The sequence below is a fragment of the Methylorubrum extorquens genome, assembly GCF_024169925.1.
Classification (GTDB): domain Bacteria; phylum Pseudomonadota; class Alphaproteobacteria; order Rhizobiales; family Beijerinckiaceae; genus Methylobacterium; species Methylobacterium extorquens_A.
Genome location: NZ_JALJXF010000001.1, coordinates 3325818 through 3346671, shown reverse-complemented (window position 1 = coordinate 3346671; position 20854 = coordinate 3325818). Strand labels below are relative to the sequence as shown.

At 67.6% G+C, this 20854-nt stretch carries 22 protein-coding genes; 13 read left to right on the top strand and 9 right to left on the bottom strand.

The window, feature by feature from the left end; translation table 11 throughout:
• Positions 1–20: 20 nt before the first annotated feature.
• The 4 genes from maiA to J2W78_RS15795 all read left to right on the top strand — a co-directional run bounded on the left by maiA (position 21) and on the right by J2W78_RS15795 (position 2879).
• Complete coding sequence (gene maiA / locus J2W78_RS15810; RefSeq protein WP_253372016.1) at positions 21–668, top strand: maleylacetoacetate isomerase; 648 nt, start codon at positions 21–23, stop codon at positions 666–668.
• Between the two features lie 156 nt (positions 669–824).
• Positions 825–2156 (top strand): NAD(P)/FAD-dependent oxidoreductase, encoded by a 1332-nt coding sequence (locus J2W78_RS15805; RefSeq protein ID WP_253372014.1) that lies wholly within the window; start codon positions 825–827, stop codon positions 2154–2156.
• An 85-nt stretch (positions 2157–2241) separates the two neighbouring features.
• Positions 2242–2568: an EthD family reductase gene (locus J2W78_RS15800; protein WP_253372012.1), complete on the top strand. Its 327-nt coding sequence runs from the start codon at positions 2242–2244 to the stop codon at positions 2566–2568.
• A complete protein-coding gene (locus tag J2W78_RS15795; protein ID WP_253372010.1) occupies positions 2568–2879 on the top strand; it encodes a hypothetical protein in 312 nt (103 codons plus the stop codon). Before J2W78_RS15800 ends, J2W78_RS15795 begins: the two co-directional genes overlap by 1 nt.
• A gap of 82 nt (positions 2880–2961) precedes the next feature.
• Here the strand turns inward: J2W78_RS15795 and J2W78_RS15790 are convergent, their stop codons facing one another.
• Positions 2962–4335 (bottom strand): methyl-accepting chemotaxis protein, encoded by a 1374-nt coding sequence (locus J2W78_RS15790; protein WP_367399392.1) that lies wholly within the window; start codon positions 4333–4335, stop codon positions 2962–2964.
• A 404-nt stretch (positions 4336–4739) separates the two neighbouring features.
• On the opposite strand from J2W78_RS15790, the gene nadA reads away from it, so the two are divergent.
• The 4 genes from nadA (at position 4740) to J2W78_RS15770 (ending at position 9160) form a co-directional block, all read left to right on the top strand.
• Entirely contained in the window at positions 4740–5783 is a 1044-nt protein-coding gene (gene nadA, locus J2W78_RS15785) for a quinolinate synthase NadA (protein WP_253372006.1), read from the top strand.
• Positions 5783–7312, top strand: coding sequence for an L-aspartate oxidase (locus J2W78_RS15780; RefSeq protein ID WP_253372004.1), 1530 nt, complete (start codon positions 5783–5785; stop codon positions 7310–7312). The genes nadA and J2W78_RS15780 overlap by 1 nt, the downstream gene beginning before the upstream one ends.
• Positions 7305–8165, top strand: coding sequence for a carboxylating nicotinate-nucleotide diphosphorylase (nadC, locus tag J2W78_RS15775; RefSeq protein WP_253372002.1), 861 nt, complete (start codon positions 7305–7307; stop codon positions 8163–8165). The genes J2W78_RS15780 and nadC overlap by 8 nt, the downstream gene beginning before the upstream one ends.
• 317 nt (positions 8166–8482) lie before the next feature.
• Positions 8483–9160 carry a L,D-transpeptidase gene (locus J2W78_RS15770; RefSeq protein WP_253372000.1) on the top strand — a complete coding sequence of 226 codons (678 nt, stop codon included), beginning with the start codon at positions 8483–8485 and terminating at the stop codon, positions 9158–9160.
• A gap of 83 nt (positions 9161–9243) precedes the next feature.
• Here J2W78_RS15770 and J2W78_RS15765 read toward each other — a convergent pair whose 3' ends face one another.
• On the bottom strand, positions 9244–9381 hold the full coding sequence (locus tag J2W78_RS15765; RefSeq protein WP_253371999.1) for a hypothetical protein: 138 nt from the start codon (positions 9379–9381) through the stop codon (positions 9244–9246).
• 154 nt (positions 9382–9535) lie between these two features.
• On the opposite strand from J2W78_RS15765, the gene J2W78_RS15760 reads away from it, so the two are divergent.
• Both J2W78_RS15760 and J2W78_RS15755 read left to right on the top strand, forming a co-directional pair.
• Positions 9536–9778: a DUF2171 domain-containing protein gene (locus J2W78_RS15760; RefSeq protein ID WP_253371997.1), complete on the top strand. Its 243-nt coding sequence runs from the start codon at positions 9536–9538 to the stop codon at positions 9776–9778.
• Positions 9779–9898: 120 nt separating this feature from the next.
• Entirely contained in the window at positions 9899–10054 is a 156-nt protein-coding gene (locus tag J2W78_RS15755; RefSeq protein WP_253371995.1) for a hypothetical protein, read from the top strand.
• A gap of 59 nt (positions 10055–10113) precedes the next feature.
• Here the strand turns inward: J2W78_RS15755 and J2W78_RS15750 are convergent, their stop codons facing one another.
• Positions 10114–10542 carry a DUF971 domain-containing protein gene (locus J2W78_RS15750; protein WP_301288860.1) on the bottom strand — a complete coding sequence of 143 codons (429 nt, stop codon included), beginning with the start codon at positions 10540–10542 and terminating at the stop codon, positions 10114–10116.
• 143 nt (positions 10543–10685) lie between these two features.
• On the opposite strand from J2W78_RS15750, the gene moaA reads away from it, so the two are divergent.
• Complete coding sequence (moaA, locus tag J2W78_RS15745; RefSeq protein ID WP_253374058.1) at positions 10686–11720, top strand: GTP 3',8-cyclase MoaA; 1035 nt, start codon at positions 10686–10688, stop codon at positions 11718–11720.
• A gap of 6 nt (positions 11721–11726) precedes the next feature.
• Here the strand turns inward: moaA and J2W78_RS15740 are convergent, their stop codons facing one another.
• Positions 11727–12647, bottom strand: a complete 921-nt coding sequence (locus tag J2W78_RS15740) for a WcbI family polysaccharide biosynthesis putative acetyltransferase (RefSeq protein WP_253371991.1) — start codon at positions 12645–12647, stop codon at positions 11727–11729.
• Positions 12548–13744 (bottom strand): GSCFA domain-containing protein, encoded by a 1197-nt coding sequence (locus J2W78_RS15735; RefSeq protein WP_253371989.1) that lies wholly within the window; start codon positions 13742–13744, stop codon positions 12548–12550. The genes J2W78_RS15740 and J2W78_RS15735 overlap by 100 nt, the downstream gene beginning before the upstream one ends.
• Before the next feature lie 194 nt (positions 13745–13938).
• Here J2W78_RS15735 and J2W78_RS15730 point away from each other — a divergent pair, with 194 nt between their 5' ends.
• The gene (locus J2W78_RS15730; RefSeq protein WP_253371987.1) at positions 13939–14805 is read left to right on the top strand and encodes an NAD(P)-dependent oxidoreductase; all 867 of its coding nucleotides are present in this window, start codon (positions 13939–13941) and stop codon (positions 14803–14805) included.
• On the opposite strand, the gene miaA is transcribed toward J2W78_RS15730, so the two are convergent.
• Positions 14783–15736, bottom strand: a complete 954-nt coding sequence (gene miaA, locus J2W78_RS15725) for a tRNA (adenosine(37)-N6)-dimethylallyltransferase MiaA (RefSeq protein WP_253374057.1) — start codon at positions 15734–15736, stop codon at positions 14783–14785. The two genes, J2W78_RS15730 and miaA, sit on opposite strands and share 23 nt — an antisense overlap.
• Before the next feature lie 13 nt (positions 15737–15749).
• Here miaA and serB point away from each other — a divergent pair, with 13 nt between their 5' ends.
• Positions 15750–16646 (top strand): phosphoserine phosphatase SerB, encoded by an 897-nt coding sequence (gene serB / locus J2W78_RS15720; protein ID WP_253371986.1) that lies wholly within the window; start codon positions 15750–15752, stop codon positions 16644–16646.
• Between the two features lie 107 nt (positions 16647–16753).
• Here serB and J2W78_RS15715 read toward each other — a convergent pair whose 3' ends face one another.
• The 3 genes from J2W78_RS15715 to hflK all read right to left on the bottom strand — a co-directional run bounded on the left by J2W78_RS15715 (position 16754) and on the right by hflK (position 20588).
• A complete protein-coding gene (locus J2W78_RS15715; RefSeq protein WP_253371984.1) occupies positions 16754–18289 on the bottom strand; it encodes a DegQ family serine endoprotease in 1536 nt (511 codons plus the stop codon).
• A 191-nt stretch (positions 18290–18480) separates the two neighbouring features.
• Positions 18481–19443, bottom strand: a complete 963-nt coding sequence (hflC, locus tag J2W78_RS15710) for a protease modulator HflC (RefSeq protein WP_253371982.1) — start codon at positions 19441–19443, stop codon at positions 18481–18483.
• On the bottom strand, positions 19440–20588 hold the full coding sequence (hflK, locus tag J2W78_RS15705; protein ID WP_253371980.1) for an FtsH protease activity modulator HflK: 1149 nt from the start codon (positions 20586–20588) through the stop codon (positions 19440–19442). Before hflK ends, hflC begins: the two co-directional genes overlap by 4 nt.
• Between the last annotated feature and the right edge of the window lie 266 nt (positions 20589–20854).

Below are 20854 nucleotides of genomic sequence, written 5' to 3'. Positions count from 1 at the left end.
ATAAGGGGAGAGACGGCCTCGTGAAGATGTACGGCAACTGGCGCTCGGCAGCGGCTTTCCGCGTGCGCATCGCCCTCAACCTCAAGGGCATCACGTACGAGGAGGTCTTCCTCGACCTCGATGCCGGCGACCAGCACAAGCCCGACTTCCTCGCGATCAACCCTCAAGGGGCGGTGCCGGCCCTGTTCGACGGGGACGGCCCGCCGCTGACGCAGTCGCTCGCGATCCTCGACTATCTGGAGGAGACCCGGCCCGGCATGCCGCTGCTTCCCGAAGAGCCGCGGGCGCGGGCCCGTGCTCGCTCCCTGGCCCAGGTCGTCGCCTGCGACACCCATCCCCTCTACGTGCCGCGGGTGCGCACCTTCCTGATGGAGAATTACGGCCTGCCGCGGGAGCGGATGCTGGAGTTCCTGCGCAACGCCTTCACCACCGGCTTGAAGACCCTGGAAACGCGGCTCTCGACCGAGGCGGGCACCGGCCGGTTCTGCCAGGGCGACGCGGTGAGCCATGCCGACCTGTGCCTCATCAGTCTGTGGGTCGGCACCGGCATCTTCGGGATCGATACCGCCGCCTATCCGACGGTCAAACGCATCGCCGACGAACTCCTTGCGCTCGACGCCGTCGCCCGCGCTCATCCGCTTCGGCAGCCCGGCGCCCCCGCAGCTTAAGGCAAATTTTTTTTACGAAGCTGCCCATGCAGTAATGCTGGATTTGCGTTCCAGACACGCTGCGAACGTGTGGGTGCTTTCACAGTTACCGATGTAAGATCATTCCAAACTGAAAGGCCGCCGAACGAGGCAGCCGGCGACGGGAGTGGGGCGAGGATGGTTCCGAGCGAATCGGTCACGGATCAGCACAAGATCGTCGTGGTGGGGGGAGGGGCCGCCGGGCTGGAACTGGTAACCAAGCTCGGCAACAAGTATGGCAGGCGCGGCAAGGCCCACATCACCCTGGTGGACCGGGCGCGCACCCACATCTGGAAGCCGCTGCTGCACGAGGTCGCCGCCGGCTCGCTCGATGTCGGCCACCACGCGGTCGATTACCTGCACCACGCCCACGCCAACCACTTCCGCTACCGCATCGGCGAGATGACCGGGCTCGACCGCGAGAAGCGCGTGATCCATCTCGCCGCCAGCCGCGACAGCGAGGGGCGTGAGGTCACGCCCGTGCGCGACATCGCCTACGACACGCTGATCATGGCGGTGGGCTCTACCACCAACGATTTCGGCACGCCGGGCGTCGCCGAGCACGCCATCGCCCTCGACACCAAGGAGCAGGCGCTGCGCTTCCACCAGCGCCTCGTCAACGGGATGCTGCGCGCCCACACCCAGGAGGGTCCGGTGCGTCCCGGCCAGTTGCACGTCGCCGTGATCGGCGCGGGCGCGACCGGCACCGAGCTGGCGGCGGAGCTGCACCGCACCACCCGCGAGGTCGCCCGCACCGGTCTCGATCGCATCGATCCGGCCAAGGATCTGAAAATCACCCTGATCGAGGCCGCCGACCGCATCCTGCCGGCGGTGCCGCAGCGGCTGGCAGGGGAGGTGATGGGCCAGCTCGCCAAGATCGGCGTCGAGGTGCGGGTCCAGGCTCGCGTCACCGAGGTGCGGTCCGACGGCGTCCAGCTTGCCGATGGCGGCTTTATCCCCTCCGAACTCGTGGTCTGGGCCGCGGGCGTGAAGGGGCCGGCCTTCCTCCACGATCTCGGCGGGCTGGAGAGCACCCGCAACAACCAGCTCGTCGTTACGGCGACGCTGCAGACCTCCCGCGACCGGGACATCTTCGCCATGGGCGACTGCGCCTACCTCGTCGAGGAAGGCTCGCAGACGCCGATTCCGCCGCGCGCCCAGGCGGCTCACCAGCAGGCCTCGCACCTCTACGGGCAGATGGCCAACCGTCTTGCGGGTCGGCCGCTGAAGCCGTTCAAGTACCGCGACTTCGGCTCGTTGGTCTCGCTCGGCGAGTACACCGCCGTCGGCAACCTGATGGGCTTCATCCAGGGAAAGAACATGTTCATCGCCGGGCTGTTCGCCCGGCTGATGTACCGTTCGCTCTACAAGATGCACGAGACGGCCGTGAACGGCTGGTGGAAGACGAGCCTCGATGCCCTGGCCCGGGCTCTCACCCGGCGCACCGAGCCGCGGGTGAAGCTGCACTGACCAGGTCCGAGGCTTGATCCGGCGGGCGGGCGCGACATGTTCCCGATCCGCCGGCTCGATCAAGAAGCCGGCGGAAGGAGACGCCATGATCCTCGTCAGCGTGATGTATCCGAGCGGGGCGGGCACCCGCTTCGACATGGACTATTATCTCAAGAAGCACATGCCGCTGGTCAGCGAGCGTTGGACCGCGAAGGGTCTGCACGACTACTCAGTCGTGACGGGCACCGGTACGCCCGATGGCGGTGCGGCGCCCTATCAGGTTGTGGCGCTGCTGCGCTTCGAGTCCGCCGACGCGTTCAAGGCCGCCGCGTCGGAGGATGGGCCGGAGATCTTCGGGGACATCCCGAACTTCACCGACACGCAACCGACGGTTCAGCTCAGCGAGTTTGCGGCGTCTGAAGTGAGAGGCTGATGATCGACATCATCAAGCAGATCCAGGCCTCCAATCCGGGGCTTGGCACCACGATCATCGTGCTGCGTGCGGATTCGCGGGCACTGGCCGATCCGGCAACGCTGACGCCTGAGGCGAAGGTGTGGGTCGATGCGAACGCACCCGACGCGCGCCTTTCGCAGGAGACGGTGCTTCTCGCACCCTATCCCGGTGGCATGCCGACCGAGCGTACGGTCACGGTGCTGGCCTTCTCCGATGCGCGCCACCTCGCCGCCTTCGCCACGGCCTGGACCGGCGATCCGACGCTCGATGACGACGAGGAAGCGGCCTGATCGCGGCCGGGGCCGCGCCCGCGGAGGGCAGGGGCGGCCCGCTTCAGCCTGAAAGCGCCCCGGCGGCGGGGCTGCGCGGTGCTTAGGCCGCTTCGATGATCCGGGCGGCGGCGGTGATCATCTCCTTCATCGCCGCGTTTGCGGCCTGATAGGCCGGCGTGCCCACATCCCAGTTGCTCTGGGCGAGGGCTTTCACCATCCGCTCGGCCTCGGCGTGGGCGGTTGCCTCGGCCGTCAGGAACGCCTCCGCCGCATTCCGGCGAGACGGGTCGGAGGTCAGGCTTTCCACCGCCTGCCGGGCGGCCCGGCCCCGCAGGATCGCTGCCGCCGGATCGGCGGGTGCCGCGCCGAGCAGGATCGTCGCGAGGCCCCGCTTCCATAGGCCGAGATCGGCCGGCAGACGCACCAACTCGTAGAGGTCGAGCCCGCTCGAATCCGCCAGCGCCGTCTGCGCCAGCGTCTCGGCCTTCACGAGGCGCTTGGTGATGGCCTCGATCTCGGTACGGGTCTTGGCCGCCTTGGCGGCGATGCTCTGCACGCTGCTCGAAATCTCCGCAGTCGCGCTGCTCTGCTGCGTGATGGCCGCAGCAAGAGCCGCGTTCATCTCGCTCGTGCGGGCGATCCGTTCGGCCGCGCTCTCGACACGGCTGCCGAGGCTGTCGACCACGCCGCTGCCGGTCGAGACGGCGCCGCGGCTCTCCTCGACGGCACGGGCGATCTGGCTCATCTCGCCCTGAAGGGTGTTGAGCCAGGTGCGGATCTGCTCGGTCGAGCGCGCGGTCTGGCCCGAGAGCGATTTCACTTCGGCAGCCACCACCGAGAAGCCGCGGCCTGCCTCGCCCGCGCGGGCGGCCTCGATGGTCGCGTTCAGCGCGAGCAGGTTGGTCTGGCTCGAGATCGTCGCGATGGTGCCCGCCATCGTGCCGATCTGGGCGATGGCGTTCTGGAGAAGCTGCAGGCGCTCGTCGATCTGTTGGGTGCGGTCGCGGATCGCATCCATGGCCGAGCGGGCGTCGCCGACGTCGGACATGCAGGCCGTCATCGCTTGGCGGGCCTCGGCGGCGCTGGAGCCGGCGGCCTCGGAGGTCTCGGCCACCTCGGCGATGGACGCGCCCATTTCTTCGATCGCGCTCGCGATGGTCTGCGTCGATTGCGCAACCTCGCCGACGTCGTAGGTCGTCCAGCCGATGTTGATCGCCCCTTCCGAGGCTTCTCTTGCAATGGCGGCGACGTTGGCCCGCTCGGTACGCAGATCGCTGCGCTGCGCCCGGTCGAGGTCGCTCAAGGCGGCACCCACGGCGTTACCGGGCATATCGGTTTGGTCGAGGCCGGCACGGTTTGCCAAGCGCTGGATCGCCGCGATCAGGCGTGCGTCGTCGGAAGGACCGGCTGCCGGGAGTTCGGACGAGACAGGTGCGGACGGTCCGGTACTACGACCGAGCTTGAGAGACAGCATGGTGTCAGAGACCCCCGATTCTTATGCCACTTATTATGGAAAGACCTGCCCAGGATGGTTTCGCTCGGCTTCAGCCATGCATCTTCCGATTGATTCAAGTTGGGCAGAGCACTTTCTGTGACGGCGGGGGTGTTTATCACTCCCCGCCAGTTAACATTGGCTTTAAATCGGCTCGGAAAGGTACCTAAGGTGTTGCTAAAACCTATCAAATGACGACGCCCGCTCGTTTACGACTCGGCGAGCATGATATTTTTTGCATTCCGCGGTGAGCATGCTGTGTGCATCCGCAGCAAAATTTTGCATCGCAAAATCGTTATGCTCAGTCTCAGCATATCTGGACAATGCCATAGGCGGCGCCTAACTTAGACGGCACAATGCTCAGTTTGAGCATAAAGGAGACCGCGATGTTCGAGGCAGGATCCGCCCCTCGCGAGCCGGCTGAACGGGCCTTCCCGCTGCCCGATCTCTACGCGCGCGTTAGCCGTCACGTGCCCGCGATCGAGTGGCCGGCGCTGGCTCCCGATGTCGAGGCCATCCTGCGCCTGAAACGCGAGCGCAACGCGGTGGTTCTGGCGCACAACTACCAAGCGCCGGAGATCTTCCACACCGTGGCGGATATCGTCGGTGACAGCCTCGCTCTGGCCCGTGAAGCGGCGCGGGTGGATGCGGACGTGATCGTGCTGGCCGGTGTCCACTTCATGGCCGAGACCGCCAAGCTCCTGAACCCCGGCAAGACCGTGCTGATGCCCGATATGGCCGCCGGCTGCTCGCTCGCCGATTCGATCACCGCGGCCGACGTGCGGGCCCTGCGCGCCAAGTATCCCGGCGTGCCGGTCGTGACCTACGTCAACACCTCCGCCGCGGTAAAGGCGGAGTCGGATGTGTGCTGCACCTCCGGCAACGCCGCCGACGTGGTGCGCGCGCTCGGCGTGAAGCGGGTTCTGATGATCCCGGACGAGTTCCTGGCCCAAAACGTCCAGAAGCAGGTGCCCGAAGTCGAGATGCTGACCTGGGCCGGACATTGCGAGGTGCACGAGCGCTTCACCCCGGCCGACATCGCCGACGTGCGCGAGAGCTATCCCGGCATCACCGTGATCGCCCATCCGGAATGCCCGCCGGAGGTGGTCGAAGCCTCGGACTTCTCCGGCTCGACGGCGATGATGATGAACTACGTCACCGAGAAACGGCCGTCCCAGGTCGTGCTTGTGACCGAATGCTCGATGGCCGACAACATCGCGGTGGCCAACCCCGACATCGAGTTCATCAAGCCCTGCAATCTCTGTCCGCACATGAAGCGGATCACCTTGCGCAACATCCGTGAGGCATTGGAGACGATGACGCACGAGATCACGGTCGAGGAAGGATTGGCCGAGCGGGCGCGCCTCGCCGTCGAGCGGATGCTCGCGGTGAAGCCGACCCAGACCGTCTCACCGCGGCAGGCCGCCTGATGAGCGTCTTCGCCCGGAGTCCTGCCGACCGGGTGGTCGTGGTCGGCGCCGGGGTAGCCGGACTCGCCACGGCTCTGCGGCTCGCGCCGCGCCCCGTCACCCTCATCACCGCCGCGCCCCTCGGGGCCGGCACCGCCACGGGTTGGGCCCAGGGCGGCATCGCCGCCGCGATGGGCACGGACGATGCGCCTTCGCTCCACGCGGACGACACGCTCGTCGCGGGCGCCGGCCTGACCGACCCGGCAGTCGCCTTGCGCGTCGCCGAAGCCGGTCCGGGTCTGATCGATTGGCTCGTCGCCCTCGGAACCGGTTTCGACCGGGAGGCGGACGGCGCCCTGGCGCTCGGGCTGGAGGCGGCCCATAGCCGGCGCCGGATCGTGCGGGCGCGGGGTGATTCCACCGGCCGTACCGTGCTGGATGCGCTGGTCCGCGCCGTCCAGGTGACACCCTCGATCGAGGTTCTCGTGGCCGGCTTGCACGGCCTGATGCAGGATGCCGACGGCCGTGTCTGCGGTGTCGTGTGTGAACGCGACGGCGCGGCCTTCCGTCTGCCCGCCCGCGCGGTGGTGCTGGCGACCGGAGGTACCGGCGCGCTCTACGCCTCGACCACGAACCCGCGGGGCGCCCTCGGGCGAGGTCTTCTCGTTGCTGCACGGGCGGGTTCCGCGCTGCGCGACCTCGAATTCGTGCAGTTCCACCCGACTGCCATCGCCGCCGGCCGCGATCCGATGCCGCTCGCGACCGAGGCGCTCCGCGGCGAGGGGGCGGTGCTGATCGACGAGGACGGCGCGCCCGTGATGGCGGGGATCGAAGGCGGGGACCTTGCCCCCCGCGACGTCGTGGCCCGTGGCATCTTCCAGGCGCTCGGCCGTGGCCGCACGGTCTATCTCGACACCCGTGGCCCACTCGGCGCCCGCATGCCGCAGCGCTTCCCGACGGTTTTCGCGCTCTGCGCCGAGGCCGGCATCGATCCGGCGGTCCAACCGATCCCGGTCCGGCCGGCGGCGCACTACCACATGGGCGGCATTCTCGTGGACGCCGCCGGCCGCAGCACCGTGCCGGGCCTGTGGGCGTGCGGCGAGGTGTCCTCGACCGGTCTGCACGGCGCCAATCGGCTTGCCAGCAACTCGCTTCTCGAAGCGTTGGCCTTCGCGCCGCGCATCGCCGAGTCGATCGATGCCGCCTCGGCCCTAGCGAGCACGGATCGCCCGGCGCCGCTGCCCGAGATACAGCCGCAGGATGACGCGCCACTCGCCGAGGTTCGCGGCATCATGGAAGCTTGCGTCGGCGTGGTGCGCGATGAGGCCGGCCTGTCCCAGGCCATCGCTCGGCTGGCCGATCTGTCCGAGCGCGGCAGCGACGCGGCCGCCACGGGCCTGATGATCGCTCGCTCCGCCCTCGACCGGTGCGAAAGCCGCGGCGCCCATTGGCGCAGCGATCATCCGGGTCAGCTCCCGGCCCGGCACTCCGTGTTCACGCCCGCCGCCGCTAACGCCCCGTGCGCGCTTCAGGAACTCACCGATGCCTGACGATGTCCTGCTGCCGCTGCCGCGCCTTCTCGTGGAGCCCGTAGTGCGGGCGGCCCTCCTCGAAGATCTCGGTCGGGCCGGCGACATCACAACGGATGCGATCGTGCCTGCGGGTGAGCGGATGGAGGCGGTCATCGCCTCCCGTCAGGACGGGGTGATCGCCGGGACCGATGCCGCCGCCATCGCGTTCGAGCTGATCGATCCGAGCCTGTCGGTGACGGTCGAGCGCGGCGACGGCTCCCGCGTCGCGCCGGGCGATACGGTGATCCGCCTCTCCGGTCCGGCGCGCGCGGTCCTGACCGCCGAGCGCGTCGCCCTCAACCTGCTCTGCCGGCTCAGCGGCGTCGCCACGGCCACGGCCTCACTGGTCGAGGCGGCGCGGCCGCATGGCAAGGCGCGGATCGTCTGCACCCGCAAGACCACGCCGGGCCTGCGGGCGCTGGAGAAACACGCGGTGCGCGCCGGTGGTGGCTCGAACCACCGCTTCGGCCTCGACGACGCGGTGCTGATCAAGGACAATCACGTCGCAGTCGCGGGCGGCATCATCCCCGCCATCGAGCGGGCTCGCGCGCGGACCGGTCACCTCGTCAAGATCGAAGTCGAAGTCGACACCTTGGCCCAGCTCGAAGAGGCGCTCTCAATCGGCGCCGACGCGGTGCTGCTCGACAACATGAACCCCGACACCTTGCGGCAGGCCGTGGCGATGGTCGATGGACGCGCGGTGACCGAGGCCTCAGGCCGGATCAACCGGGAGACGGTCGGCGCGGTGGCGGCGTCGGGTGTCGATCTGATCTCGGTCGGCTGGATCACCCACAGCTCGGCGATCATCGATCTGGGGCTCGACGCGGCGTAGCGCCCGGCGCACCCCCCAGGGACTCCGAGACCATCCTCACGCGTCCAGCGCAGCTCCGGAATAGGGGCGAACGGTGAGGCATTCTGCCGAAGGCGATGCTCGGGAAGGTTCCGTCCGGCAACGATAATCCTGGCTCGCACGGCCGCGCTGCCACAGTGTGGCCACACGGTCACGAGGATGGCCGAAGCAGTACCGCACTGCAAATCAAGCTTGGCTTTAATCGGGGAGCGTTTACGCCTTGGCGAGGGTCCGCACGGCATCGTGCGGCGGTTCTTCCACCGCGTCCCCTGATTCTTCGCCTGCCCCGAGAGGCCCTGATGCGCCGTTTCGTCGTTGCCCTGGGCGGGCTTGCCTGCGCGACGTTCGCGCTGGCAAGCCCCGCCGCAGCCTATGAGATTGACCCGCTCACGCGCCAGCCGCTGACCGAGGTTCTGACGGTGCGCGTGCGCCCGCAGAACACGCTGCCGACCGCCAACGCGGCTCTGCCGGCGGATGTCCCGGGTGCGCCCGCCTCGGCCGCCGACCCGCTGGCCTCGACCGTGCCGCAGATGACGGCGATTCCGCGCGATACGGTTCCCTATTCCGGACCCCACGCCCCCGGCACCATCGTCGTCTCGACCGCCGAGCGCCGGCTCTATCTCATCCAGCCCGGCGGCGAAGCCCTGCGCTACGGTGTCGGCGTCGGCCGTCCCGGCTTCACCTGGGGTGGCACGCAGACTGTCACGATGAAGCGCGAATGGCCCGATTGGCGCCCGCCGTCGGAGATGCTGCGCCGCCGTCCCGATCTGCCGCGCTACATGAAGGGCGGTATCGAGAATCCGCTCGGCGCGCGCGCCATGTATCTCGGCAACACGATCTATCGCATCCATGGCTCCAACGAGCCCGAGACGATCGGCACGGCAGTGTCGTCCGGCTGCATCCGCATGACCAACGAGGATGTGACGGATCTCTACAGCCGCGTGAAGGTCGGCGCCCGGGTCGTCGTCCAGCGCTGATCGTTCACCCGAGATAGAAATGAGAAAGGGCCGGCAGCGATGCCGGCCCTTTTCGTTTGGGTTTGGTCCGAGAGAGCTGCGGGTCAGCCGATCAGCAGCAGATCGAGCACGACCGCGGCGATGCCGCCCGCCACGGCGAGGCCAAGAATGACGACGCTGCTGAGCTGATCGACGGTGTCGACGTCCTGACCGACGCGATGTTGGAAATCGTTGGCTGACACGCGCTGCCTCCGTTGAAAGTTCGCACGCCAACGGGTGGGGCGGGGGATGGTTCAATGCCGGACCGTCGCAGGCTGCCCCCGAAGCCGCGTGGATCGCCGACGCGGAACCTCCCCCCGCAACACCGGTTGGCCCCCCTCAACAGGGAGGATAGCCATGGTCGATGCCAGCCAGATACGCGAGCACGCCACCGTCGTCGGTTCTGATGGCGGACATGTCGGCACGGTGGATCACGTCGGGAAAGGCGAGATCAAGCTGACCAAGAGCGACGCCGATTCGGGCGGGCTCCATCACTACATCCCCCTCGATTTCGTGATCGCCGTCGAGGGCGATCAGGTCCGCCTCAATCGGAGTGCGGACGAGGTGAAGCAGGAATGGAGCACGTCGGGCGCCGCCTGAGCGAACATCATTCGCCCCGGCCGTTCGTCGAGCGGCCGGATGGATTCTCTTGCCCCCCAGCCGGACGGACTCGTCCCTCGCCACGCGGAGAGGGCCGACACCGCATCCATGGAGAAACGCGTGACCACACAGAATGATCGGCCGCAATCCGAGACCGAGCCGAAGCCGATCGGCGATCCGCCCCCCGCTCCGCAGCCCCCTGCCGGAGATCCCCCGCCGCGACCGGACGCGATTCCCAACGAGGATCTCGATCAGGTCGAGGAACAGCCGAGCTGACGTGTTGTGCGGGCCACTTCAGGCGTGGCCCGCATCATGTCCGATGATTTGCCGCGGACTTAGTGGCAGCCGCAACTGCCGCTTCCGCAGCCTCCGCCGGCTTGGCTCGCTTTCGCCGGTGCGCTGGCCACGCGGTCCCTTGTGAGGCCGCGCTCGTCCAACTCACGCAGATAGGTCGACCAGCGGTTCCGGTACTCGCGACCGAGGTCGAACAGGTAGTCCCACCCATAGATACCGGTATCGTGCATATCGTCGAAGAACAGCTTCACGGCGTAGTTGCCGATGGGCTCGACCGAGAGGATTGCGACATCGCGCTTGCCGCCCAGCACCTTGCGCTCGGCCGGAGAATGGCCTTGAACCTCCGCTGAGGGACTCGACACGCGCAAGTATTCGGCGGGCAGCTCGAAGCGGCCGCCGCCGTCGAACGCGACAGTCAGAATGCGCTTGTCCCCGGACAGGCGGATTTCGGTGGGCCAGCGCTCACTCATGACGGTCGATTCCACGCTCTCATGCCGGCATTGCGCTCGCGCGCTTGCCGGAGGATGCCACCGCCCTCATATGGATGGCGATGTTGGATCTGTCAGCCGACAAAACCACCCATGCCGGCACCGAGTCGAGTTCAGAGGCGCGTATGTGGGGCCCCGCCGACGATACCCTCGCGCCCGTGCGGCCGGCGCCGCTCATCGACCCTTTCCAGCGGGCGATCACCTATCTCAGGATCTCGGTAACGGATCGCTGCGATTTCCGTTGTGCGTACTGCATGTCGGAGGACATGCAGTTCCTGCCCAAGCGCGATCTGCTGACGCTCGAAGAACTCGATCGGCTCTGCGGCGTGTTCATCGATCGCGGTGTGCGCAAGCTGCGGATCACCGGCGGCGAGCCGCTGGTGCGCCGAGACATCATGCATCTGTTCCGCCGGCTTTCTCGGCACCTGAAGAGCGGCACCCTGGACGAACTGACGCTGACGACCAACGGCTCCCAGCTTGCCCGCTTCGCGCCCGAATTGGCCGATCTCGGCGTGCGCCGGATCAACGTCTCGCTCGATACGCTCGACCCCGACAAGTTCCGGGCGATCACCCGGCGTGGCGACCTGTCGGTGGTGCTGGCGGGGATCGAGGCGGCGCGTGCCGCGGGCATCAAGGTCAAGATCAACGCCGTGGCGCTCAAAGGCGTGAACGAGGACGAGATCGCCGACATGATCGCCTGGGCCCACGGGCTCGGCATGGACATGACGCTGATCGAGGTGATGCCGCTCGGCGAGATCGAGGGCGACCGCACCGACCAGTTCCTGCCGCTCTCGGTTGCCCGCGAACGCCTTGAGCAACGCTTCACCCTGACGCCTTTGCCCGACCGGACCGGCGGCCCGGCCCGCTACGTGCGGATCGACGAGACCGGCGGACGGCTCGGCTTCATCACGCCTCTGACCCACAATTTCTGCGAGAGCTGCAACCGGGTGCGCCTGACCTGCACCGGCAAGCTCTACATGTGTCTGGGCCAGGAGGACGCGGCCGACCTGCGCGCGGCGCTGCGCGCTTCACCCGACGATGCGCTGGTGACGCAGGCCGTGGTCGAGGCGATCTCCCGCAAGCCGAAGGGCCACGACTTCGTCATCGAGCGCGCTCGCCCGGCGGCCGTGCCGCGGCACATGAGCGTCACCGGGGGCTGATCGGCCTCAACCCGCGATCGGAACCAGATTGTCGCGAATCTCCCGGCTCGCGAGCCAGTCCTGGACACGATCGCAATGCGCGGCGACCTTCGGCGTGTGCGCGTAGATCGCCAGCGATCCCTCGACCATCGCCCGTAGCTCGATGCAGCGGCTGGCATCGACGAGGAAGTTCAGGCCGCCGAGCGGCGGCTTGAAGGTCGTGCTGCCGGTGACGCCGAGCCGCGCTGCGATGTCCGGATAAACCGGCCAGATGCTCCCGCTGAGCGGATCGGGCAAGTAATCCTCGCAGGCCGCCGTTCGCGCCGGGATTTCGGCACGGCGAAGCGCGTCGCGAGCGAGGTCCGCGAGCACGAACAGTTTCGGATGATTGATCGTGTGCATGAAGCAGCCGCGGCGCATCCACCCAGCGAACAGGCGGTCGAGGTCGCAGCCATGCGCATGGCTTAGCGCCAGCAAGGCATCGCGATTCGGAAACCAGCCGTCGAGATAGCCGACGCGCGAAAACACCTCGGCCCGAAACAGCGAGACGATTTCATCGGCCGCGAAGCCGCGGGCGAAGCCGTAGACGATCAGCGCCGAGTGGTAGTCGCCCATCGGCGAGCCGAACAGTCCGCCCTTGTGGGCGATGTAGACGATGTCCGGGTGGAAGGCCGGGAAGACGATCGTCGGCACGGGCACGACGAACCGGGCGGTCTCGAAGATCCGCGCGGCTGTCACCTCGCCGAACGGGCCCGCCTCGAACGGGAAGCACACGGTCAGGTCGGCAGCCCGAACCGCTTCGAGCAGCCGCGCGGGACTTGAGTCGAACTGCGAGAACGTCGCCGGCTCTACCGACGCGATCTCAGCATTCGGCGCAAGGAACCCCAGGCACCCCGCAAGGACGGCGACTTGGCAGTTGTTGCCGACGACGACGATTCGCCTAGCCACGGCCGCGTGCCTCCGCCTGCCAGCAATTCCTCGTCGCAGACCACGGCGGCCTGCCGGGCGAACTCGCGGCGGGCCTCGTGAAGGCTGCGGCTGGAGGCGGGGAGGGCGTCCTGGTCCCCGGCCTCGGTGAGATGGCGGAAGAAGACCCGCATGACATGATCGACACCGTCCTTGCTGACGGACCTGAGATCGCTCTCGAGATAGCGGAAGGCGCCCTCGGGCGATGTGATGATCTCGTAAGAGGGGAAGTACAGCGTATCGTCGCGGGTGTCGGCGACACGCTGGGCGGCAACCCGGAGCACCGCCTTGCTGTATATGGTCGATTGCAGCACGTGGCGCCCTTCATAGGTCGCGACAAGCGGCACCGGCGAGACTGTCAGGATCAGGCGCGCCCGCGGATTAACCGCTTTCAGGGCGTCGGCGAAGGCCGAGAGGTCCGCGATCACCTCCTCGACCGGCTGGTTCCTGAAGGCGTAGGCGTCCGGATCGAAGGTGCCGGCGGCCACGCCCGGACAGAGCGGGAAGGCCGCGCCGTCGGCCGTTGCCTGCCAGCCCTCGGTGAGGCCGAGGGTGAAGACGAAGACGTCGAGGCTCTCGAAGAGCCGGCGCACTCGGGCGAAGTGTTCTTGCCGCTCCGACTCGATCGCTTCGGGGCTGGCAAAGCCGGCGGGCTCGATGCGCGGCCGGAACGGGTCGGCGAAGCGCCCATCGGCTCTTTTCCAGGCTACATCGGCGGGGGTGAAGCGACCGTAGGCCCGTTCGATGAGCTGAAGGAGTTGGCGTGCGGTGTAGACGTTGCCGTAGCGCGCCGAGAACAGGCGGTAGCCGCGCGCACGCGCCTCGTCCGGTGTGACGCTGTCGGGTGCATCTTCCGTGACGAGGTAATCGTAGCCGCTCGCCTGGAGTCTATCGGCGATGTGCTGGGCAAAGCAGCTTCCCGCCGTGGCAATCCGGGTCTGACGCGTCAGGCGGAAGCCGTCCGGTACCGGCGGTCCGGCCATCGGGTCCAGGGCGAATAGCGGCAGCGAGCCGACGGAGCGATCCCAGAAGGCGTGGTCGGCAAGACCGGAATAAGGGTTCTGAGCGCGGTCTTGCATCGGCGGGCGGGACCCTAGCCGACTGGCTCCGCAGCGGCAACGGCCCTTGCTCGAGCCGGATTTAACCGGATGCCCTGGGCAGGCGTCCACTTCGTCGAACGTGCTCTGGCGCGGATCCGGTTTGCATTTTGAATGTCTCGCGCATGGGGCTAGAGCACGCTTTGAGACAATCGGATACTGGAGACACCAATCCCATGGCCAAAGCCGCGTTCCTGGGCCTCGGTGTGATGGGCTCGCCGATGGCGGGGCACCTCGCAAAGAAGGGCCACGACGTCACTGTGTTCAACCGCACCGGCGCCAAGGCCGAGGCGTGGGTCGCGGCCAACGGAGGCCAAGCCGCCGCAACGCCCCGCGAGGCGGCGGCGGGATGCGCCATCGTTTTCGCCTGCGTCGGCAACGACGACGATTTGCGCTCGGTGGTGCTTGGCGGGGACGGCGCCTTCGCCGGCATGGCGAAGGGTGCGATCTTCGTCGATCACACCACCGCCTCGGCCGAGGTCGCCCGCGAACTGTCCGCAGCGGCGGACGCGGCCGGGCTTCGCTTCATCGATGCCCCGGTCTCCGGCGGTCAGGCGGGCGCGGAGAACGGGGTGCTTACCGTGATGTGCGGTGGCGAGGAGGCGGCCTACGCCGAGGCCGAACCGGTCATCATGGCTTATGCCAAGTCCTGCCGCCTCCTAGGGCCGTCCGGCTCGGGCCAGCTGACCAAAATGGTCAACCAGATCGCGATCGCCGGGCTGGTGCAGGGGCTCTCGGAGGCGATCCACTTCGGCAAGCGCGCCGGTCTCGATATGGAAGCGGTACTCGACGTGATCTCCAAGGGCGCGGCCGGCTCCTGGCAGATGGAGAATCGCGGGCGCACGATGAACGCGGACAAGTTCGACTTCGGCTTCGCGGTCGAGTGGATGCGCAAGGATCTCGGCATCCTGCTCGCCGAGTCCCGCCGCAACGGAGCCCGGCTGCCGGTGACGGCTTTGGTCGATCAGTTCTACGCCGAGATCGAGGCCATGGGCGGCAAGCGCTGGGACACCTCGTCTCTCATCGCCCGGCTGGAGCGCTGAGCCGAGCTTGCACCAGGGACCACGCCCCCTCCGGCGTGGTCCAATGCCAATCCTCGCCCATCTGGTGGCGAAACCACGTGAACTGGCGCTTGGCGTAGCGGCGGGTGTCGCCTTGACCACGCCGGATCGCTTCTTCGCGGGAGATCGTCCCGTCGAGGTGGGCGATCAGGCCGGGCACGCCGTGGGCGCGCATCACCGGTAATAGCGGGTCGAGGCGCCGTTCGCGGAGCGCGGCGACCTCGTCCATCGCGCCTTGCTCCATCATCGCCACGAAGCGCGCGTCGATGCGCTGGCGCAGCGCCTCACGCTCGGTGGCGAGGAAGAGCTTCAGCAACGGCTTTCCGGCAAGCGGACCCGGCACACGCGATTCTTGAAACGAGCCGATGGAGCGGCCGGTCGCCGCGTGGATTTCAAGAGCCCGCATCACGCGCATCCGGTCCGACGGCCGCAGGCGCTGGGCGCTCTCGGGATCACGCCGTGCCAGCGCGGCATGAAGCGCCTCGGTCGGCTGTCCGTCCGCCTCGGTGCGAATCCGCTGACGGATGGCGTCAGGCACTTCCGGCAGATCCGAAATGCCCTCGTCGAGGCTACGGAAGTAGAGGCCGGTGCCGCCAACGAAGACGGGCAGGGTTCCTGCATCCATCTTCGAAAGGAGCGCCGCCGCCTGCCGCTGGAAGTGTCCGACGGAGAAGTTCACGGCCCCGTCGATACCGCCGTAGAGGCGATGGGGGGCCAGCCTTTCCTCCTCGGCGGAGGGCCGCGCCGAAAGCACGCGCAGATCGGCATAGACCTGCATCGAATCGGTATTGATCACCGTGGCACCGAAAGCGCGGGCGATCCGCAAGCCCAGCGCCGACTTGCCCGAGGCGGTGGGCCCTGCAATGAGGATGGCGGCCGGGTGCCCCGCGTCCTGCCCGTCCGAACCCTGCACGGCCTCGATCTCCATGACCCTCGTCGCGACGCTGATAGCAAACCCCGACCGGCCCGCCATCACCGATGCAGTGCTCGCCGAGGCGCGCCGCGTGACGCGGACGGAGCATCAACCGCGCATTCTCCACGGCGAGGTGGCGGCCGAGCTTCTGCTGCCGGGCGCACCCGACGACGCGCCGGCTCTGACGGAAGCCCTGCGCGCGGCATTTGCGTCTGAGCCGATCGACGTTGCCGTGGTTCCCCACGATCAGCACCGCCGCAAGCGGTTGTTCCTCGCCGACATGGACTCCACCATGATCGAGCAGGAATGCATCGACGAACTCGCCGACGTCGTCGGCATCAAGGAGCAGGTGGCGGCGATTACCGAGCGGGCCATGCGTGGTGAGGTCGCCTTCGAACCGGCGCTGCGGGAGCGGGTGGGCCTGCTGAAGGGCCTGTCTGTCGGCGCCATCGACGGTCTGATCCGCGATGCGATCCGCCTGACGCCGGGCGGCGGCACCCTCGTTGCGACGATGCGGGCGCACGGCGCCTTCACCTGCCTCGTCTCAGGCGGCTTCACCCTATTCACCGGCCCCATCGGCGCCCGTCTCGGTTTCCACGAAACCCGCGCCAACCGCCTCGACGTCGCGGACGGGCACCTGACGGGACAGGTTGTCGAGCCCATCGTCGGCGCGGAAGCCAAGCGCGCAAGCCTCATCGAACTGCGCGAGCGGTTGGGCCTGAGCCCAGCGGAGACGATCGCCGTGGGTGACGGGGCGAACGATCTGCCGATGCTCGAAGAGGCCGGTCTCGGTGTTGCCTTCCGCGCCAAGCCGAAAGTGGCGCAGGCCGCGCAGGTGCGAATCGAGCACGGCGATCTGACCGCGCTGCTCTACCTGCAAGGTTTCTCGGCGGCTGAGTTCGTAGCTTAATTTCCTCGGCGACGTCGCAACGCTCCGAGATGCAATTCGGCTGCGTGCCCCTCCCTTCCACCCGGTGCGGGAAGAGGGGAGGGCAACACCGTCGATCGGATCGCTGCTTACTCCAACCCGATCGCCACGAACCGCACGTCGCCGCTGATGCTGGCCACCAGCAGCAGCACAGACTTGCGGCCCTCCTTCTTGAGTGCCTCGACGCGCTTCGTCACGTCGGCAGGGTTCGAAACCGCCTCCTGGCCGACCTCGACGATGACCTCGCCCGGCTGGATGCGCTTGTCGGCGGCGGTCGAGTCGGGATCGACCTTGGTGACCACGACGCCGTTCTTGACGCTCTCCTTGATGCCGTAGCGGCGCCGCGCCTCGTCGTTGAGGCCGGAGAGGTTGAGGCCGAGGATCTGGCGATTGACCGATTCCGGTTCCGGCTGCTTGACGTTGGCGACCTGGGTCTTCTCGCCGTCCTCCAGGCGACCGAGCAGAACCGCCTTCGTCTGCTCCTCGCCCTTGCGCACGATCTGAATGTCCACGGTCTTGCCGACCGGGGTCGCGGCGACGATGCGCGGCAGCTCGCTCGACGACTTCACCGGCACGCCGTTGAACTTGACGATGACGTCACCGACTTCGAGCCCCGCGGTCTTGGCCGGGCCCTTCTCATCGACACCGGCCACGAGCGCGCCCTTGGCGCCGCCCTTCAGGCCGAGCGCTTCGGCGGTCGCCTCATCGACGTTCTGGATGCGCACGCCGAGCCAGCCGCGACGGACCTCGCCGAACTGCCGGAGTTGATCGACAACCTGGCTTGCCGTCCCCGAGGGAACCGCGAAGCCGATGCCGACCGAGCCGCCGGAAGGTGACAGGATCGCGGTGTTGATGCCGATCACCTCGCCGTCCATGTTGAACAGCGGGCCGCCGGAATTGCCCTTGTTGATGGCCGCATCGGTCTGGATGTAGTTGTCGTAGGGGCCGGACTCGATGTTGCGGCCCCGGGCCGAGACGATGCCGGCGGAGACCGAGCCGCCGAGGCCGAACGGGTTGCCGATCGCCATCACCCAATCACCTGGGCGCATCTTGTCGGAATCGCCGAAGGGCACGGCCCTGAGCGGGCGCTCGGCCGTCGGCTTCACCCGCAGAAGGGCGAGGTCGATCTTCGGATCCTTGCCGATGATCTCCGCCTTCAGCTTGGTGCCGTCGCTCAGGATGACCTGGATGTCGTTGGCGTCGCCGATGACGTGGTTGTTCGTCACCACGATGCCCGAGGCGTCGATGATGAAGCCGGAGCCGAGCGAATTCGACTTGCGCGTCGGTCCGCGCGGGCTGTCCTCGTCACCCTTCGGCGTCCCTTGGCCACGCCGCTTGAAGAACTCCTCGAAGAGATCCTCGAACGGGGTGCCCTGCGGAAGTTGCGGCATGGTCCGGCCGCCGCGGTTGCTGGCTTCGACCGTCGTCGAGGCCGAGATGTTCACCACCGCATCGGTCACCTTGTCGGCGAGGTCGGCGAGCGATTCCGGGCCGCGGGCGAAGGCGGGGATCGGCAGGGCGGTGACCGTGACGGTGACGCCCAGCACCGCGGCGGCCAGGGCCGATGAGGCGCGCCGGGCAAACGACGGCGTTCGACCCCGGACGGCGTTCGCGGCGAGTCTCATGGACGTTTCCTCAAGCTCTGAGAGTGCCTGTTTCAGGCCGGTTGTGTGCCTCACGAAACGCCCGATCCCCGATCGTTTCCCCTTCGGTCAGAGCTGAGCGGCGGGCGTTTGGTGAGAGACACCTATAAATTCAGCGGCCGGCACCCCGATCAAGGGTGCCGGCCGCGATGGTCGTATCGGTCGCAGATCGTTCAGCGCACCGTGCCTGTGGTGGCGCCGGCGCCAGACGCCGTCGGCTCGGCGCCGCCGTTGCGGGCACCCTGCGGCCGGCGCCCCTGCGGATCGTTGAAGAAGCGGAAGAAGTCCGAGTTCGGACTCACCACGAGCCGGGTGTCCTGCCCCTTCAGCGCCTGCTCGTAAGCCTGCATCGAGCGGTAGAAGGCGAAGAAGTTGGCATCCTGGCTGAACGCCTCGGCGAGGATGCGGTTTCTCTCCGCGTCGCCCTCACCGCGCAGTTCTTCCTGCTTCTGATTGGCCTCTGCCAGGATCACGACGACGTCGCGGTCGGCCTTGGCGCGGATCAGCGTCGCCGCCTGATCGCCGTTGGCGCGAATGTCGGTCGCCTCCTTCTTCCGCTCCGACGTCATGCGATCGTAGACCGCTTGGCTGTTTTTGGCGGGAAGGTCGACACGGGTCATGCGCAGATCGACGATTTCGATGCCGAGACTCTTGGCCTGCTTGTTCACGTCCTCCTGGATCGTGTTCATCAGCTCGGCGCGCTCGGTCCGCACGATGGCGTCACGGCTGGTCCGGGCCAGGACGTTGCGGAGCGCAGAGTTGGTGAAGCTCGCCAGACGCTGGTTGGCCAGGGCGATCGTCCCCGCCGCCTGGTAGAACTTGAGCGGATCGATGATCCGGTAGCGGACGAAGGCGTCCACTTCGAGGTTCTGCCGGTCGGCGGTGAGCAGGGTCTGAACCGGAAGGTCGAGATCCAGCACCCGCTTGTCGAACAGGACGACACTGTCGGTGAACGGCACCTTGAAGTACAGGCCGGGCTTGTTCTGGCCGACGGGGTTCAGCACGTCGCGCACGCGGCCGAGCTGAAGTACGAGCGCCTGCTGCATCTGCCCGACGGTGAAGACGGAGGCGTAGAGGCCGATCGCGGCTGCCGCCGCGAGGATGACCAGGCCGGTCCGAATGGCTGGATTGTTCATCGGCCCGTCGCTCCGTTCGTCTGCGTCCGCCCATTCTCCATCAGAGGCAGCACCGGCAGCACGCCCGCAGCGTTGGCACCGGCCACGCCCCCGTTCTGATCGATGATGACCTTGTTCACGGAGCCGAGCACGCGCTCCATCGTCTCGAGGAAGATCCGCTCGCGGATGACCTCGGGCGCGACCTTGTAGGAGTCGTAGACCTGACGGAAGCGCGACGCCTGACCGGTCGCCTCCGAGGTCGCCTGGGACTTGTAGGCCTCGGCCGCCTGCATAACCTTGCTGGCATTGCCTCGGGCTTCCGGCGTCACGCGGCTGGCATAGGTCTCGGCCTCGTTACGTACCTGCTGTGCGTATTGCTGCGCTGCGTTCACATCGATGAAGGCGGGCCGCACCTCCGGGGGAGGGGTGACGCTGGTGAGCTGCACGACCTCGATCCGCACGCCCGCGCCGTACTCGTCGAGGGCACTCTGGACGATCTCCTTGACCTCCTGAGCGATGCTGGACTGCTCGTTGGTCAGGATCGCCTGGATGTTGCGGCGGCCGATCACCTCGCGCATTGCGCTTTCGGCGATGGCCTTGATCGTCCCATCCGGGTTGGCGAGGTTGAAGACGTAGTCCTCCGCCTTGAGCGGGTTGACGCGCCACTGCACCTCGAAATCGATATCGACGATGTTTTCGTCACCGGTGAGCATCAGGCTCTCTTCCGGCACGTCGCGCTGACGCGTCGTGTTGCCGGCGGCCATGTAGCCGATCGGAATCGAGTTCACGATGCCGACGTTGGGCTTCTGCACGGAGCCGATCGGATAGGGGAAGTTGTAGCGCAGGCCCTCGCCGGACTGGCTGGTGTAGCGTCCGAAGACCGTGTTGATGCCGACTTCGTTCGGCTTCACGATGTAGAACCCGGTCAGCAGCCACGCGCTGAGCACCAAGCCTGCCGCGACGAGGATTCCCTTGCCGCCGCCGAAGCCTCCGCCCGGCATGACGCCGCGGAGTCGATCCTGGCCGCGCCGGAGCAGATCCTCGAGATCCGGGGGCGTCTTGCCGCCACCCCCGCCACCCCAGGGGCCGCCGCCGTTACCGCCGCCGCCGCCGCCGGGACGGCCCCAGGGACCACCTCCGCCGCCGCTCTGATTGCTCCAAGGCATTCTCGACGTGAACTCCTGCTGAAGCCGGTCCCCGCGGATGCGGATGACCCTTGCCCTAAACTCGATCCGTCGCCCCGTTATGGGGCGGGAAAAGCCGGTTTTCCCAAGCGCCAGAACGCGTTTGCGGTGCCGCGCGGACGCTGCGCACCTGAGTGGCGCCGCGCAGTCCTGTCAAGGCTGGCAGGTGGGCCCACACCGCGTCAACCGCAACGGTCGTTCGTGCCACGAAACTCTTTCCGCCCCTGCGGCCAAAGCGCCTGATGGTG